Source organism: Aeromonas sp. 602658, from assembly GCF_049173005.1.
Taxonomy (GTDB): Bacteria; Pseudomonadota; Gammaproteobacteria; order Enterobacterales; family Aeromonadaceae; genus Aeromonas; species Aeromonas veronii_A.
Window position 1 is genome coordinate 1 of record NZ_JAAKRF010000006.1, and the last position, 15643, is coordinate 15643.

12 protein-coding genes are annotated in these 15643 nt (G+C 61.5%); 2 read left to right on the forward strand and 10 right to left on the reverse strand.

Features of this window, described 5'->3' with window-relative positions; all coding sequences use genetic code 11:
• Positions 1–318: 318 nt before the first annotated feature.
• The gene (gene astB / locus G5253_RS07195) at positions 319–1656 is read right to left on the reverse strand and encodes an N-succinylarginine dihydrolase (RefSeq protein WP_255912154.1); all 1338 of its coding nucleotides are present in this window, start codon (positions 1654–1656) and stop codon (positions 319–321) included.
• Positions 1657–2011: 355 nt separating this feature from the next.
• Between astB and topA the strand changes: the two genes are divergently transcribed.
• Both topA and G5253_RS07205 read left to right on the forward strand, forming a co-directional pair.
• On the forward strand, positions 2012–4633 hold the full coding sequence (gene topA / locus G5253_RS07200; protein WP_411240002.1) for a type I DNA topoisomerase: 2622 nt from the start codon (positions 2012–2014) through the stop codon (positions 4631–4633).
• A 108-nt stretch (positions 4634–4741) separates the two neighbouring features.
• Positions 4742–4906, forward strand: a complete 165-nt coding sequence (locus G5253_RS07205; RefSeq protein WP_005334891.1) for a hypothetical protein — start codon at positions 4742–4744, stop codon at positions 4904–4906.
• A gap of 16 nt (positions 4907–4922) precedes the next feature.
• Here the strand turns inward: G5253_RS07205 and G5253_RS07210 are convergent, their stop codons facing one another.
• The 9 genes from G5253_RS07210 to G5253_RS07250 all read right to left on the reverse strand — a co-directional run bounded on the left by G5253_RS07210 (position 4923) and on the right by G5253_RS07250 (position 15633).
• Entirely contained in the window at positions 4923–5279 is a 357-nt protein-coding gene (locus G5253_RS07210) for an MGMT family protein (RefSeq protein WP_139437555.1), read from the reverse strand.
• Between the two features lie 66 nt (positions 5280–5345).
• Positions 5346–6899: a methyl-accepting chemotaxis protein gene (locus tag G5253_RS07215; protein WP_421203016.1), complete on the reverse strand. Its 1554-nt coding sequence runs from the start codon at positions 6897–6899 to the stop codon at positions 5346–5348.
• A 212-nt stretch (positions 6900–7111) separates the two neighbouring features.
• Positions 7112–8977: a beta-N-acetylhexosaminidase gene (locus G5253_RS07220; RefSeq protein ID WP_421203017.1), complete on the reverse strand. Its 1866-nt coding sequence runs from the start codon at positions 8975–8977 to the stop codon at positions 7112–7114.
• A complete protein-coding gene (locus G5253_RS07225) occupies positions 8962–9834 on the reverse strand; it encodes a BadF/BadG/BcrA/BcrD ATPase family protein (RefSeq protein ID WP_005347722.1) in 873 nt (290 codons plus the stop codon). The genes G5253_RS07220 and G5253_RS07225 overlap by 16 nt, the downstream gene beginning before the upstream one ends.
• A complete protein-coding gene (locus G5253_RS07230; protein ID WP_421203019.1) occupies positions 9827–11548 on the reverse strand; it encodes a glycoside hydrolase family 9 protein in 1722 nt (573 codons plus the stop codon). The genes G5253_RS07225 and G5253_RS07230 overlap by 8 nt, the downstream gene beginning before the upstream one ends.
• 114 nt (positions 11549–11662) lie before the next feature.
• A complete protein-coding gene (locus G5253_RS07235) occupies positions 11663–12655 on the reverse strand; it encodes an ABC transporter ATP-binding protein (RefSeq protein ID WP_005353824.1) in 993 nt (330 codons plus the stop codon).
• An 11-nt stretch (positions 12656–12666) separates the two neighbouring features.
• Positions 12667–13686: an ABC transporter ATP-binding protein gene (locus tag G5253_RS07240; protein WP_005334876.1), complete on the reverse strand. Its 1020-nt coding sequence runs from the start codon at positions 13684–13686 to the stop codon at positions 12667–12669.
• Positions 13683–14603 carry an ABC transporter permease gene (locus tag G5253_RS07245; protein ID WP_118853482.1) on the reverse strand — a complete coding sequence of 307 codons (921 nt, stop codon included), beginning with the start codon at positions 14601–14603 and terminating at the stop codon, positions 13683–13685. Before G5253_RS07245 ends, G5253_RS07240 begins: the two co-directional genes overlap by 4 nt.
• A 46-nt stretch (positions 14604–14649) precedes the next feature.
• A complete protein-coding gene (locus tag G5253_RS07250; RefSeq protein WP_005334871.1) occupies positions 14650–15633 on the reverse strand; it encodes an ABC transporter permease in 984 nt (327 codons plus the stop codon).
• Positions 15634–15643 lie beyond the last annotated feature (10 nt).

Genomic DNA, 15643 nt, shown 5'->3' on the forward strand with positions numbered 1-15643 from the left:
GGAGAAGGATTCGAACCTTCGAAGGCAGAGCCGTCAGATTTACAGTCTGATCCCTTTGGCCGCTCGGGAACCCCTCCCCAAGTGCGAGGCGCATACTATCAGATCCAGAGGCTTTGTGAACCCCTTGATGAGGCATCTGGCAGTAAAAAATGACTGTTCGTCGATTTTTTGATACATCCAGCTCAAAATTCAAGCTTATCAGCAAGTTGTGCGCTGCTTTTCTGCACAAAACAGCATCCGTGCAAGTTGGCGATCGCGCTGAAGAGAAGGGAAATAGCAGAAGACCGCCAGCGTCGGCGGTCTTCCCGGGCATCACATCTAGCGCTGGAACGGGTAGACCGAACCCAGTTTCAGGATCTGGGTCAGCTCGTCCAGTGCGCTGCGGGACTCCTGCACCAGTGCCGGATCCCTCAGATCGTCGAGGGTCAGGCGGTCGCGGTAGTGGCGATCGACCCAGCCATCGAGGCGGGCAAACTGGCTGTCGTTGATAAGGCAGGCCGGATTGACCGCAGCGAGTTCCTGATCGTTCATGGCAACCCGCAGTCGCAGGCAGGCCGGGCCGCCGCCATTGCGCATGCTCTGTTTCACATCCATATAGTGGACCGCCTTGATCGGGGTCTCCTGCGTCAGCAGCTTGCCAAGATAGGCCGACACCGCCGGATTGTCGCGGCACTCGGTGGGGGCGATGATGGCCATCTCACCGCTCGGCAGGGTGAGGATCTGGGTGTTGAACAGGTAGGATTTCACCGCATCCAGCACGGATACCTCGGCAGTTGGCACTTCGATAAAGTGCAAATCCCCCTCGCCAAACTTGCCGCGGATTTCAGTCAGCACCGCTTCGGTGTTGAGGAACGCTTGCTGGTGGAAGAAGAGCACGTTCTGGTTACCCACCGCGATCACGTCGTTGTGGAATACCCCCTGATCGATCACCTCTGGGTTTTGCTGAATAAACACCACGCTCTCCTCGCCAAGGCCATGCAGGCGGGCGATGGCCTGGCTTGCCTCCAGAGTCTGGCGGGCCGGATAGCGCTTCGGCGCCGGGCGGGAGTAGTCAAAAGCGCTGCGGCCATAGACAAACAGCTCGACCCCCGCCTCGCCATAGGCACGGCAGAGGCGGGTGTGGTTGGCCGCCCCCTCGTCGCCGAAGTGGTCATTCTCCGGCAGATGGAGGTGGTGGCTGAAGTGGCGATCATTGTTGAACACGGCTCGCAGGATGCGACCTGTGACGTCGGGCTCCAGGGAGCGGTGAAACTTGTTGGTCAGGTTGGCGGGGGTGAAGTGAATGCGGCCATCCTGGGTATCGGCACTGGGGGAGACGGTGGCGGCGTTGGCAGTCCACATGCTGGAAGCCGAATAGCAGGCAGCCAGTACGGCGGGAGCCTGTTTGGCGGCCTGCTCCAGCACCCGGGCATCGTTGCCGGTGAAGCCTAGGCGGCGCAGGGTGGCGAGATCGGGACGCTCTTGTGGCGCCAGTACCCCCTGGGTCATGCCAAGCTCGGTCAGCGCCTTCATCTTGCGCAGCCCCTGTTTGGCGGCCTCTTTCGGATTGGAAGCCTCCTGGGCATTGCTCTGGGAGGCAACGTTGCCGTAGGAGAGGCCAGCATAGTTATGAGTCGGGCCGACCAGACCGTCGAAATTGACCTCGAAGTGCTTCATTGAGTACATCCTTTCGATTTTTATGATGGGTAGCGGTTCCTTCCGCGCGCAATGCGTCGGGGTTGGGCCATTATAAAGAGATTTTATGTTTTTGTAACAAGCCGGTAACCAGCAGACGTTTTTATGTCGTTTCAGATATAAAAAGAGGGGCGGTATGGCAGAAAATTGAAAAAGCGGTTGCGTCCGGCCTGTTGCCTTCGCATTAATAAATAAAGAAGCAATAAAAGAAGCCGTGTGGTTCGGGCTGGTCAGGCAAATTTGCTCACAAGATTGCTTTTTCGCGCCAAATCTCTTATACAGCCCCACAAAACCGCACACCAACCCCGTCGGGTGCAATGAGGATAATAGTTACAGCATGGGCAAATCACTGGTCATAGTGGAGTCTCCGGCCAAGGCCAAGACGATCAACAAATATCTGGGCAAGGACTACGTGGTGAAATCCAGCGTGGGTCATGTTCGCGATCTGCCCACCAGCGGCAGCGCCAGCACCGAGCCCAAGAAACCTGTCATTCGCGGCATCAAGTTGAGCGAATCCGAGAAGGCTGCCAAGGATCGCAAGGCCCTGTTTGCCCGGATGGGTATCAATCCGACCGCTGGCTGGCAGGCTAACTACCAGATTTTGCCCGGCAAGGAGAAGGTGGTCAGCGAGTTGCAAAGTCTGGCCGAGAAAGCCGACACCATCTATCTCGCAACCGACTTGGATAGAGAAGGAGAAGCGATCGCCTGGCACCTGCGCGAGATCATCGGTGGCGACGACAGCCGCTACAAGCGCGTGGTGTTCAACGAGATCACCAAGAGCGCCATCAAGGAGGCGTTTGCCCAGCCGTCCGAACTCAATATTGACCGCGTTAATGCCCAGCAGGCTCGTCGTTTCCTCGACCGCGTGGTGGGTTACATGGTCTCCCCGCTGCTGTGGAAAAAGCTGGCTCGTGGCCTCTCTGCCGGTCGGGTACAGTCCGTTGCGGTGCGTCTCATCGTCGATAAAGAGCGCGAAATCAAGGCGTTTGTTCCGGTTGAGTTCTGGGATCTCAATGCCGACCTGCTGACCGCAGACAAGAGCGATCTGCGGATGGAAGTGGTCAGCCGCAACGGTGCCGACTTCAAGCCGGTGACCCAGGCCGAGACCTTTGCCGCTGTCGCAGCCCTGGAAGGGGTCGACTACAAGGTCGTTAACCGGGAAGACAAGCCGACCGGCTCCAAGCCGTCCGCGCCGTTTATCACCTCCACCCTGCAGCAGGCGGCCTCTACCCGTCTGAGCTTCGGGGTCAAGAAGACCATGATGATGGCCCAGCGTCTCTATGAAGCGGGTTACATCACCTATATGCGTACCGACTCCACCAACCTCAGCAAAGAGGCGGTTGAAGCGGTGCGTGAATATATCGGCGAGCAGTATGGCGCGGCCTATCTGCCAGCCGAGCCGAATCTGTATGGCGCCAAGGCCAATGCCCAGGAAGCGCACGAAGCGATCCGTCCCTCCAACGTACAGGTGACTGCCGAGATGCTGGAAGGGATGGAGCCGGATGCCATGCGTCTGTACGATCTCATCTGGCGTCAGTTCGTTGCCTGCCAGATGACCCCCGCTCAGTACGACTCTTCCACCCTGACCGTCAAGGCGGGTGAGTTCGAGCTCAAGGCCCGTGGTCGTACCCTGCGCTTCGCCGGTTGGACCAAGGCGCTGCCGCCGATGGGTCGCAAGGGTGAAGATAGCCAGCTGCCTGCGGTCACCGTGGGCGAGGTGCTGAAACTGGTCAAGCTGGATCCGCGCCAGCACTTTACCAAGCCGCCTGCCCGTTTTACCGAAGCTGCGCTGGTGCGCGAGCTGGAAAAACGCGGCATCGGCCGTCCCTCTACCTACGCCTCCATCATCTCCACCATCGTTGATCGTGGTTATGTGCGGGTCGAGAGCCGCCGTTTCTTCGCCGAGAAGATGGGTGAGATCGTCACCGATCGTCTGGTGGAGAACTTCGTCGAGCTGATGAACTACGAGTTCACCGCCAAGATGGAAGACAAGCTCGATGGCATCGCTGAAGGGAGCCTGGAGTGGAAGAAGGTGCTGGACAGCTTCTACGCCGAGTTTACCCAGGAGCTGGAGAAGGCCGACAAGGCGCCCGAAGAGGGCGGCATGCGTGCCAACCAGATGGTGATGACCGACATCGACTGCCCGGATTGTGGCCGCAAGATGGGTATTCGTACCGCCACCACCGGCGTCTTCCTCGGCTGCTCCGGCTATGCACTGCCGCCGAAAGAGCGCTGCAAGAAGACCATCAACCTGGTCTCTGCCGATGAGTTTGTCTCCGCCACTGACGGCGAAGAGGCGGAAACCGAGGCGCTGCGTGCCAAGCACCGTTGCGGTGTCTGTGGCACAGCGATGGATGCCTACATCATCGATGACAGCCGCAAGCTGCACGTCTGTGGTCGCAACCCGGACTGCGATGGCTACGAAATCGAGAAGGGCCAGTTCAAGCTCAAGGGCTACGAAGGGCCGAGTATCGAGTGCGACCGCTGCGGCAGCGAGATGCAGCTCAAGAACGGCCGTTTCGGCAAGTACATGGGCTGCACCAACGAGACCTGCAAGAACACCCGCAAGATCCTGAAAAACGGCGACATCGCGCCGCCGAAGGAGGATCCGGTGCCGCTGCCGGAGCTCAAGTGCACCCAGTCCGATGCTCACTTTGTGCTGCGTGACGGGGCTGCCGGTCTGTTCCTGGCGGCCAGCAACTTCCCCAAATCCCGCGAGACCCGCGCGCCGCTGGTGGAAGAGCTCAAGCGCTTCAAGGATCGCATCTCCGCCAAGCACAAGTATCTGGCCGGTGCCCCGCTCACTGATCCGGACGGCAACCCCGCCATCGTGCGCTTCAGTCGCAAGACCAAGGAGCAGTACGTGATGAGCGAGGTCAACGGCAAGGCGACCGGTTGGACCGCTCACTACGACAACGGTACCTGGCAAGAGAGTTTGCCAAAGGCTAAAAAAGCCTGATGAAAAGAGGCCCCGACAAGGGGCCTCTTTACTTATGGATAGCGGTATACTGAGACAGCTGCAAGGAGTGCAGCTGTCATCAATCGCGAAGTAGACAAGGAGGTTGAGATGGAGATTAACGAGATCCGGCCGGGCATGAGCTGCATGACCCGTGAAGGGGCGGCCTATGTGCTGGAGGTTGACCGGCAGAGCCTGCTGGTGCTGCTGCAGCGCGCGGATGAGACCATACCGGTGCAGGTGCGCAGCGACGAGATCCTGGCGCCGCTGGAGTGATCCGGCTGTGACCCCCTCAAAACGGCAGTAGAAAAAGCAGCTCGGCCAGATCGGGCTGCCATTGCCACTCCTTCATTCTGACCCTCCCCCCGATCACCACGACCCCCTCCTGCTGCAGGCGTCCCGTCTGTTCGGCAAAGCCTGGCGATCCTTTCGGTAACGAGATGGTGCCCGCTGCGCCCAGCACCCGATGCCACGGCAGTACCTTGTCGGTTTCCCGCAGCACCTTGCCTACCAGTCTTGCCCGTCCGGGCAGCCCCGCCAGATCGGCCACCTGACCATAACTGACCACCCTGCCTGCCGGGATCAGGGCGATGATCGCTTCGATACGGGCAGCTTTGTTCAATGAGGATGGACTTGATTCAATGCTCATAAACCCGATTCGTCAAAAACAACAGAAGCGCCATTGTGGCGCTTCTGTCATGGGGCTGGCAATGATTCAGCCGAAGGTCTGGCTAAGCCCCTTCAGTTGCTTGGCCCGTTCCAGCAGAGCCTGACTGGAGTGATCGACATCCAGCATCTTCTGACTGTTGGCGTGGGAATACTCGGAGATCTGGTGGATGCTGCGGCTGATCTCCTCCACGACCGCTTGTTGCTGCTCTGCTGCGGTGGCGATCTGGGTGGAGTGTTCGGTGACCAGCTCTATCTCTGCCAGCACGGTATGGAGGCTGCTGGCGCCCTGGCGGGTCATCTCGGCACATGTGCGGGTCTGCTGCAGGTTCTCCTGCATCATCCCCTTCCAGCGTCCCAGAGTGTGCTGGATCTGCTTGATGCTGCCCTGGATCTGCTCGGTCGCCTTGTGGGTACGGGTCGACAGGGTACGCACCTCGTCGGCCACCACAGCAAAGCCGCGCCCCTGTTCGCCGGCCCGTGCCGCCTCGATGGCAGCGTTCAGTGCCAGCAGGTTGGTCTGCTCGGCGATGCCCTGGATCTCGCCCATGACACTGCCAATCCGTTCGGATTCGCTGGCGAGCTCTACCGCCGAGTTGAAGGCCAGCTCTGCCTGCTTGGCGAGCTGTTCGATCTGTTGCTCGGTCTGGTTCAACTGCTGGTTGGTTTGTTCACAACGATTGCGAGCTTCGTTGACCTGACCGTTGGAGTCCTGGATGTTGCGGGCGATCTCGTGAGCTGTGTTGGCCATTTGAGTCATAGCCGTAGCCATCTGCTGGGTCTGGGCATCTTGCTCGTTGATATCGAGACAGGCCTGATGAGAGGCCTGCTTCAGATTGATGGCCAAGGTTTGCAGAGGTGCCGTGGCATCGTTGATCCGCCCCAACACGGTTCGGATGCGGGCCTGCAGCATCTTGATATGAAAATCGGCAATGGCGCCGGGGTTGTCACCGGAGTAGACCAGCCGGGTCAGACTGTCATATTCGCGGCCCAGCTGCTGTAGATAGTGGGGCAGGGCAAAGAGCTCGCGCCAGTAGGCTCCGCCAAGAAGCAACAGGGGCAGCAGCATCAGCAGGACGGTCATGGCCCCTTGGCTGGCGAAGGTCCAGCCCATCAGGCCGAGCAGCAGCAGGGTAATGGCCGGGGTGCGCACTCTGGCAAGAGAGGGAAGGTTGCTGCTGTTGCCGCGCTCGGCCTTGAGCAGGGCTTGGTAGGTCTGAGCGGCGATGCGCTTGAATTGGGGCTCGGGCTTGCAGCGTACCGACTGGTAGCCGCTGATCCTGTTGCCTTCATAGATGGGGGTCACATAGGCATCTACCCAGTAGTAACGACCATCCTTGCAGCGATTCTTGACGATGCCGCGCCAGGGTTTGCCCTCCTTGAGGCGGGCCCAGAGATCGGCGAAGGCGGCCTTGGGCATGTCGGGGTGGCGTACCAGATTGTGGTTGTGACCGACCAGCTCGTCGGCGCTATAGCCGGCGATGGTGCAAAAAGCCGGATTGGCATAAGTGATCACCCCGCGCAGGTCAGTAGTGGATACCAGTTGTACGTCGGCAGGAAACTCCACTTCGCTATCCAAGGTATGGACATCTCTGCGGGCCATAGGAATACGCTCCGATGTTCTTGTTGATAATGTTGTCGTTGTTATTGTGGCAGATCTGGAGGTGGCCGCAGGCTCGCGCCAGCAGGAGGCAGACCAGCTTCATTGGGGGCTGGATTTTGCCAATAATGGCGGATAAATGGTAGGGGGAAGTTGATGTTTTGTTGGCTAATCGTAAAAAAGGCGGCCGATTGGCCGCCAAAGTAGAGACAACATTACCTCTGTGGCATCCGGTAGCGCACCTGCAACTGATCGAGGATCTGCAGCTGACCCGGCAGGCGGGCGGCGAAGTGCTCCCAGCCCTTGTGGGCGGGATCGCTCCAGGCCACCTCGGCCGTGGCCAGCATACGCGGGAACAACATGTAGTCGAGACGATCACGGCTGGTGATCAATTCTGACCACAAGGGGCTCAGCACCCCGAGGATGTTATCGTTGGCATGGAAATCGGCTGGGGCAGGGTCACACGAGTAGATCTGCTCCAGATTGAGGGTACCCGCCCAGTAGAGGCCGGGTTCATGAATATCGGCGCTCCAGGCGAGATCGAGATAGAGGAACTGGGCGGGCGCCATCACCACCGGATAACCGGCTGCGGCCGCATCCAGTCCCGCCTGAAAGCTGGTCCAGGCACAGATGGCCGCTTTGCGGCTCACCTTGTCGCCGTGCAGGATCTCCTCCCAGCCGATCATCTGTTTGCCTCTGGCGGCCAGATAGCGCTGGCAATGGCGCAGCAGATGGCCCTGCAGCTCGCGGCAGTCGGCGTAGCCCTGCTCGACCATCAGCTGCTGGCAGGCGGGGCTGTCGGTCCAGACCCCGGTCGGCACCTCGTCACCCCCCATGTGGATCTGCGGGCCGGGGAAGAGTTCGCACACCTCGTCCAGCACCGCTTCCAGGAAGCAGTAGGTGCCGGGCAGGGCGGGGTTGAGCACGTTGTCATCGAAATGCTGAACCGAGCGGTAGCGGGAGTGATCCGCCGTTTCGATCAGCAGCTCGGGCAGCGCCTTGATGGCTGCGTGGCAGTGGCCCGGAATGTCGATCTCGGGAATGACGGTGATGCCGAGCTCACTGGCATAGCTCACCAGCTCCTTCACCTCGCTCTGGGTGTAGTAGCCGCCATAGGGTTCGGCACCGCCGCTGAGCTGGGGGCCGATCGCCAGATTATGGCCGCGCCAGGCTCCCACGTCGGTCAGCTCCGGGAAGGCTTTTATCTCGAGTCGCCACCCCTCGTCATCGGTCAGATGCCAGTGGAAGCGGTTGAACTTGTAGAGGCTCATCAGTTTGAGCAGACGCTTGATGGTGGCCGGAGTGTGGAAGTGGCGGGCGCAGTCGAGAAAAATGCCGCGAAAGCCAAAGCGCGGGGCATCCTCCAGCGTGACGCAGGGCAGGCTCTCGCCATGTTGCAGATACCACTGGGCCAGCGTGACCAGCCCATGACGCCAGCCCGCTTCGTCGGCAGCGGCAATCACCACCTCCTGCGGCGTGATGGTCAGTTGGTAGGCTTCAGGGGCCAGTTTGGCCTCGGTCAGCCGGATTTCAGCGTCGTGATCCTGCTCCAGCGCCAGCGACGTCAGCTCGTTGAAGTGGGCCAGCAATTTCGGCACATCGCGGGGGGCGCTGACATGAGCCCGCTCGGCCAGCCGGAAGTTCCCCTCCAGCAGTACCAGATGGGCCGGTTGCGGCACTATGCCGGGCTGGGGCTCGACATCCGGCAGGTCGGGGCGGGTTACCGGCGGGTTCTCCAGTCCGAGATCCTGCGCCGCCAGCGTCACCGGTAGCAGCTGGGCACCCGTGGTCGCCTCCGGCAAGCTGAGGAAAAAGCCCTGCGGCATGTCGGAGAGCTTCTTGATGGGCGTCTGGCGGCAGCAAAAGCGCAGCTCGCAGCTGCCAGCGTTCGGGATAATCACCTTGTAGCTGCCGCTCTGGCGCTCCAGCTCGCCCCCTTGCAAGGAGTCGGGGTCGATATGGCGAGCCAGACAGAAGTGCAGCTTCCACTTGGTATCAGGCATGCGGGAGAGGGTGAAAGTGAACCAGACATCCTCGCCGTCACGTCGGGCTACCTGGGTGTGGATCAGGGGTGTAGACATGGAAAATCCTCTGATTGGGCAAACAGGATGGCGCCATCGAGCGCATCTGCCTGGGGGGGGATCAGGTTGAGCTGGCCGAGACGGGGAGCGAGGCGGGTGCCAATCCCCCCCAGCAGGGCGATCTGTCTGGCACCGAGCTGGGTCATTCCCTCCAGCAGGATCCGCAGCTGTTCGCAGGTTTCGTCCAGCAGCTGATTGGCGAGCTCGTCGCCATCGCTGGCGGCATCGAATACCCAGGGGGCAAAGTGGCCATAGTCCGCCGGAATGGCGCGGGCGGCCCAGCGTACCACCTCGGCCTGATCCCGCTTGAAGCGGTCCATCAGGCGGATGGCGAGGGTGCTGGGGGGCAGAATGCCGTCGTGGCAGAGCAGGGATTGCTGGATGGCGCGCAGCCCCAGCCAGGCGCCGCTGCCTATGTCTGAAATGGGGAAGCCGCGGCCGGAGCAGGTGCGGATCTGCCCCTCCTGATAGACCAGCCCCACCGAGCCGGTACCGGCGATCAGAATGGCCCCCTCACGGCCGCCAAAGGCGCCGAGGCAGGCACCGAAGGCATCAGAGGTGAGCCTGACGCTGGCGAAGGGGAAGGGCATCTCGAGCAGGGCGTGATAGCAGTCGGCCAGCTCGGCGGAGGCGAGCGCCAGCCCGACCCCCATCTGCTGTTCACTCTCGATAGCGATCCCAGCGGCAAGGCGGGCGCTGGCGATGGCGGCCAGCACATTGGCGTGGGCATGGGGGATGCCCAGCTCCAGATTGGATCCTGCCGCGCGCCCCTCTCCGAGCAGCTTGCCCGCCCGATCCCGAATGCGGGCGCGGGTGTGGGTGCCCCCGCCATCGACACCGACCCAGAACTCAATCATGGCGACCTCCATTTCCCTGCGCATTCAGCCAGGTGATGGCCAGGGCAAACCAGGCGGCGTGGGGGATCCACTGCTCGCCCCAGCGCCAGTTCTGATCCAGCCGATCCTTGTACTCCTCCGGAATAAAGGCCACCTCATTTTCGTCATCGAATCCGGCGGTGATGCCGTTGCAGATGCCCCCCTGCGCATTGGGATACCCGGCGGTATAGGCGGGGTTGTTGATGCCGTGACCGGCCAGCATGCAGGCGTTGAAGGGGTTCTGCCCGAGGATCCAGTCGAGCTGGCGCTGGCCGTAAGTGAGCAGCGGCTGGCTCTGGCGGGGGAAGTGGCGGGCGCCAGCAAAGGCCATGGTCGCCAGAGACGCGAGGCGGGCGTTCTCCCCCTGCCACCAGTAACCGGACTCGTTGTTGTGGGGCATAAAAAAGCTGACGCGCGGCGCTTCATCCACCCCTTTGACATATTGGCGGGCGAGGGAGAAGGGGTTGCCCGCCCGTGCGCAGAGCGCCAGCTCGGCGGCCAGCGCCTGCTCCACCACGGTTTGTACCCTGGCCTTGTATTCCTGATCCGGCTCTACGCCCAGATATTCCAGCAGCGCCAGTACCGGCAGACCCGCCTCAGCGGCGTGGTAGTAGGGGCGTGAGCCATCCTCGTTGGCCGACCAGTAGTGACCCAGCTCAGGATGGGAGCGCTGGCGGGCACAGAGCTTGCTGGCGCGAGCTCTCGCCTCATTCAGCCACTCGGCGCCGAAAGTGCGGGTCAGCTCTACCGCTGCCAGCAGGGCGCAGTAGTCGTCGATGATGTTCTCGACCCCGTCATCAAGGTAGGCAAGGTTGTGCTCACGCAGATGCAGGTAGCCGCGTTTGGCGGCCTCGGCGTAGCGGCTGGCATCGAAGTCGCCACTGACGCTCTCGCGGGCAGCGCGGGCCAGCGCGGCGATGGCCATGCCGCCCCCTTGACGAAAACCCGCCTGCCAGTTGGCGGATTTGATCCCCTGTTGGGTGGCATAGGCGCACAGCTCGCGCTGGGCGGGATCCTTGCTCCACTTGTCGAACAGGGTCATGAAGAAGAAGCCCGACTCATCCTGCATCCGGCAGAGGAAATCGGCGCCGTACAGCGCCTCGTCATTGAGCCGCTTGCAGAGGTTCACCCCGTCGATATCGCGGCGCGGGGCCTGCAGTTCCCGGCACTTGAGCAGGGCCCACACCACCATGGGGGTCTGCTGGGGGTTGAGGTAGTTGGCGTAGGAGAGGTGGCTCAGGTACTTGCTCATGTCGCCGCTGGCATCGAACCAGCCGCCGTGCACATCTTTGTGCTGGTCGGTGCCAAACAGGCGGGCGCTGCGGTCGGCCCGATCAAAGGTGCCGCTGGCGCGCAGGCCCTTGAAGTAGTGGATGACATCGGAGAGGCAGCGGCTGGCCAGCAGATCCTGGCCGATGGCAAAGCGGGTGGAGCGGACTATGCCTTGGGCAGTGATCGCCTCCAGCCGATAGTGACCCGGCTCCTTGAAGGCGGAGAAGTCGGCGCGCCAGTAAGCGCGGCCCTGCCAGCCAGGGACGCTGCCAGCCGGTTGCAGCGGGGTTTCAAACAGGACCTGGCCATCGTCGAGGCGTTGCAGCCTGACATAGCCGCCGAGATCAGGGGCGGGGGAGGTTTGCAACAGGGCGACCTTGTGTCCGTCGCACTCGTAGCCCACCTGATTGATCAAGAGTTCCATCAAGGTATTACTCCTGTGGTTCACCGCCGGGCGGTGAGGCACATCACGGGGCTGTGGCCGCCCCGTATCGAGGCATGGCCGGACAGGGTTGTCCGGCCGGTATCGGGTTCACCTTCACTCGTAGAGGTAGCAACGCACGAAGTGGTTGTCGGCAAGCTTGGTGATAGGGGGCAGCGCCTCCTTGCAGCGGGGCATCGCCTGATTGCAGCGCCCGGCAAAGGGGCAACCGCAGGACTCCGGCGTCCAGAGCGGGATCTCCCCCTTGCGGCCTCCTTCCAGCTCGGCGTGGATGCTCTTCTCCGGATCGGGCACAGCCGAGATGAGCAGCTGGGTGTAGGGGTGCTGCGGGTGGTGCAGGATCTCGTCCACCTCGCCCCACTCCACCATGTGCCCCACATACATCACCGCCAGATCTTCCGCCACATAGCGGGCGGTGGCGATGTCGTGGGTGATGTAGAGCATGGAGACGCCGAGCTCATTCTTCATCTGCTCCATCAGGTTGAGGATGCCGATGCGAATGGAGACGTCGAGCATGGAAGTCGGCTCGTCCGCCAGCACCACTTCCGCCTCCACCGCCAGATTGCGGGCGATGTTGACCCGCTGGCGCTGGCCGCCGGAGAGCTGGTGCGGATACTTGGCCGCCGTTGCTTTGGCAGGGGTCAGGCCGACCTTTTCCAGCAGGGCGTAGACCATGTCGGGCAGCTCTTTTTTGTCGATCACCTTGCTGTGCAGCAGCAGGGGGCGGGCGATGTGGTGATAGATGGTGTGGGTCGGGTTGAGCGAACCGAACGGATCTTGCCACACCATCTGCACGCTCTGGCGATAGTCCAGCAGGGCGGTGCCCTTGTTGAACTCCTCCAGATCGTGGCCGCGATAGAGAATGCGCCCGGCACTGAGCTTGTACATCTTGGCGATGATCTTGGCGATGGTGCTCTTGCCGGAGCCCGACTCCCCGACCACCGCCAGGGCGCGGCCCCGGTGCAGGTTGAAGGTGATGTCGGAGAGCGCCCGCATCTTGCCACTCTTGATGGCATTGGAGTTGATGGGGAAGTCCTTGTAGAGGTGCTGGACTTCGATGATGGGTGCATCGGTTTTGGCGATTTGCATGACAGACATCCTTAACAGCCAGCGGCCTTGTCCAGATAGATCACGGAATCTTGTTGCAGTCCCTGCTCCTCATAGAGGTGGCAGGCGGTCTGTTGTCCGGGGCGGATCTCGGCCAATCTGGTGTACTCCTGACGGCAGCGATCGTGCACCTTGCCGCAGCGGGCCTGAAAGCGGCAGCCGACCGGCACCTCCAGCAGGTTGAGCGGTGTGCCCGGGATCCCCTCCAGTACCTTCTTCGGCCCGTGCAGGGGCGGGAAGGAGTTGCCGAGCCCTCTGGTATAGGGGTGCAGCGGCGCGGTCAGGATCGCCTTGGAGGGGGCGACTTCCACCAGTTCACCGGCATACATGATGCCGATGCGATCGCAGAACTCCACCATCAGGGAGAGGTCGTGGGTGATGAACAGAATGGAGAAGTTGAACTTCTCTTTCAGGGCATAGACCTTCTGCAGGATCTCCCGCTGTACCACCACATCGAGCGCCGTGGTTGGCTCATCCATGATGAGCAGCTCGGGGTTCAGCGCCATGGCGATGGCAATCACCAGCCGCTGGCGCATGCCGCCGGAAAACTGGTGCGGGTAGTCCTTGAGCCGGCTCGGGTGGATATCGACGATGGTGAGCAGCTCCTGGGCGCGCTTGATCGCCTCGTAACGGGTCATGCCGGGGTTGTGGGCCAGCAGCACGTCGCAGAACTGCTCCTCCATCCGCAGTACAGGGTTCAGGGCGTTCATGGCGGACTGGAACACCACCGACACCTGTTGCCAGCGGTAGGAGCGCAGCCGCTCGTCGTTGTAATGGAGGATGTTCTCCCCCTTGAACAGGATCTCGCCACCGCTGATGTAGGCGGGCGGCTTGTGCAGCCGGGCCACCGAGAAGGCGACGGTGGATTTGCCGCAACCCGACTCACCGGCGAGGCCGAAGATCTCGCCCTGTCTGATATCGAAGCTCACCGAGTTGACGGCGCGCACGTCGCCATTTTCGGTGATGTAGTCGACGCAAAGATTGCGTACTGACAGCAGGGGATGCTTGTTCATGCTGTCTTCTCCTGTGCGGCAGAGAGTGGTGTTGCGACCGGGGTGGCAAGTTTCTTCCAGCGGCTCAACCCTTTGTGGGAGCGCAGCTGCGGGTTGGCAATCTCGTCGATGGCGAAGTTGAGCAGAGCCAGACCGGCACCCAGGGTGGCGATGGCAAAGCAGGGAGCCAGGATCTCCCACCAGGCGCCGACCAGAATGGCGCTGGAGGTCTGGGCGTTGTAGAGCATGATGCCCCAGCTCACCACGGTCGGGTCGCCAAGCCCCAGGAACTCCAGGGTCGCTTCGGTGACGATGGCGTAGATGATGGAACCGATAAAGCTCACCCCGATGATGGAGATGAGGTTGGGCAGGATCTCCACCAGAATGATGCGCCAGGCCGGCTCCCCCAGCACTTCGGCGGCGATGACGAACTCCTTCTCGCGCAGCGCCAGGGTCTGGGCACGGATGACCCGCGCGCCATAGGCCCACGAGGTCAACCCTATTATCACGGCAATCACCGCCGGTGACGCCTCCCCGATAAAGCTCGCCAGCACCAGTAGCAAGGGGAGGTTGGGGATCACCAGCACCACGTTCATCAGGAAGGTGAGGCATTCATCTACCAGACCGCCGAAGTAACCGGCAGTGATGCCGATGGCAACGGCCAGGGTGCAGACCAGCAGGCCAGCACTGAAGCCCACCATCAGTGAGATACGGGCGCCGTTGGTGAACTGGGCCCAGATGTCGTGGCCCATGCGGGTGGAACCCATCACGAACTCGGCACTGGGCGGCTGGTGCGGGCGAGCCACCCGTTTGGTCGGCTCGTTGCTGGCCAGAATGGGGGCAAAGAGGGCCATCAGTACGAAGGCAACCACGATGGCGAGGCCACAGGCAGCCTTCTTGTTGCCCAGCAGGATTTTGAGGATTGTGGGCATACGCATCTTGTTGTCCGGTAACAGAATTTTGAGCATGGTCGGCATACGCATCTTATTTGCCTCCTGTACGCAGACGGGGATCCAGGAAGACGTAGAGCACGTCGGCCAGGAAATTGAAGCTGAGCATGGTGATGGTCATGATGAGCAGCTGCCCCTGAATGAGCGGGTAGTCGCGGGCCAGAATGCCCTGATAGAGAGTCAGGCCCAGACCGGGATAGTTGAAGATCACCTCGGTGATGAGAGAGCCACCGATGACGAAACCGAGCGCCATGGAGAGGGCGGTGACGCTGGGCAGAATGGCGTTGCGGGCGCCGTAGTTGAAGATCACCCGGTTGCTGGAAAGCCCCTTGGCCTTGGCCATGGTGATGTAATCCTCGCCCAGCAGGTTGATCATGTTGTTGCGCATGGTGATGAGAAAGCCCCCCACCTGCACCACGGCCAGGGTCAGCACCGGCATGATGGCGTGGGTCATGATGCTCTTGATGTGCTCCCAGCCCCAGTCAGCCTTGATCTCCGGGCTGTAGGCGTAGCCGATGGGCAGCCATTCGAGGCTGACCCCGAACAGGAACAGGGCGAGCAGGGAGACCACCACCGGCGGAATGGCCTGCATCACCAGGGTGAGCGGGGAGAGAATGCTGTCCATCCGGCCGCCGCGATACCAGGCGGCGAAGATGCCAACGATGGAACCGAGGGAGAAGCTCAGGATGGTGGAGGTGCCGACCAGAAACAGGGTCCAGCCGATGGCACGGCCCAGCACGTCAGAGACCTGCTGCGGGTAGAAGCGCACCGAGGTGCCGAGATCCCAGGTGAAGACACTCTTCACATAGGTGAGAAACTGGGTGCCGATGGGGCCGTCGACGAAGCCGAAGGTGGCTTTGAGGGCTTCCAGGGCGGCGGGTTCCATCATGGCGCCAGCGCGGGCAAACATCACGGAGACAGGATCCCCTGGCATGGCACGGGGTAACAGGAAGTTGATGGTGGCGGCTACCAGAAAGGCAACCAGGTAGAAGGAAAAGCGTCTCAGTATGAATCCCATGATAGTACCT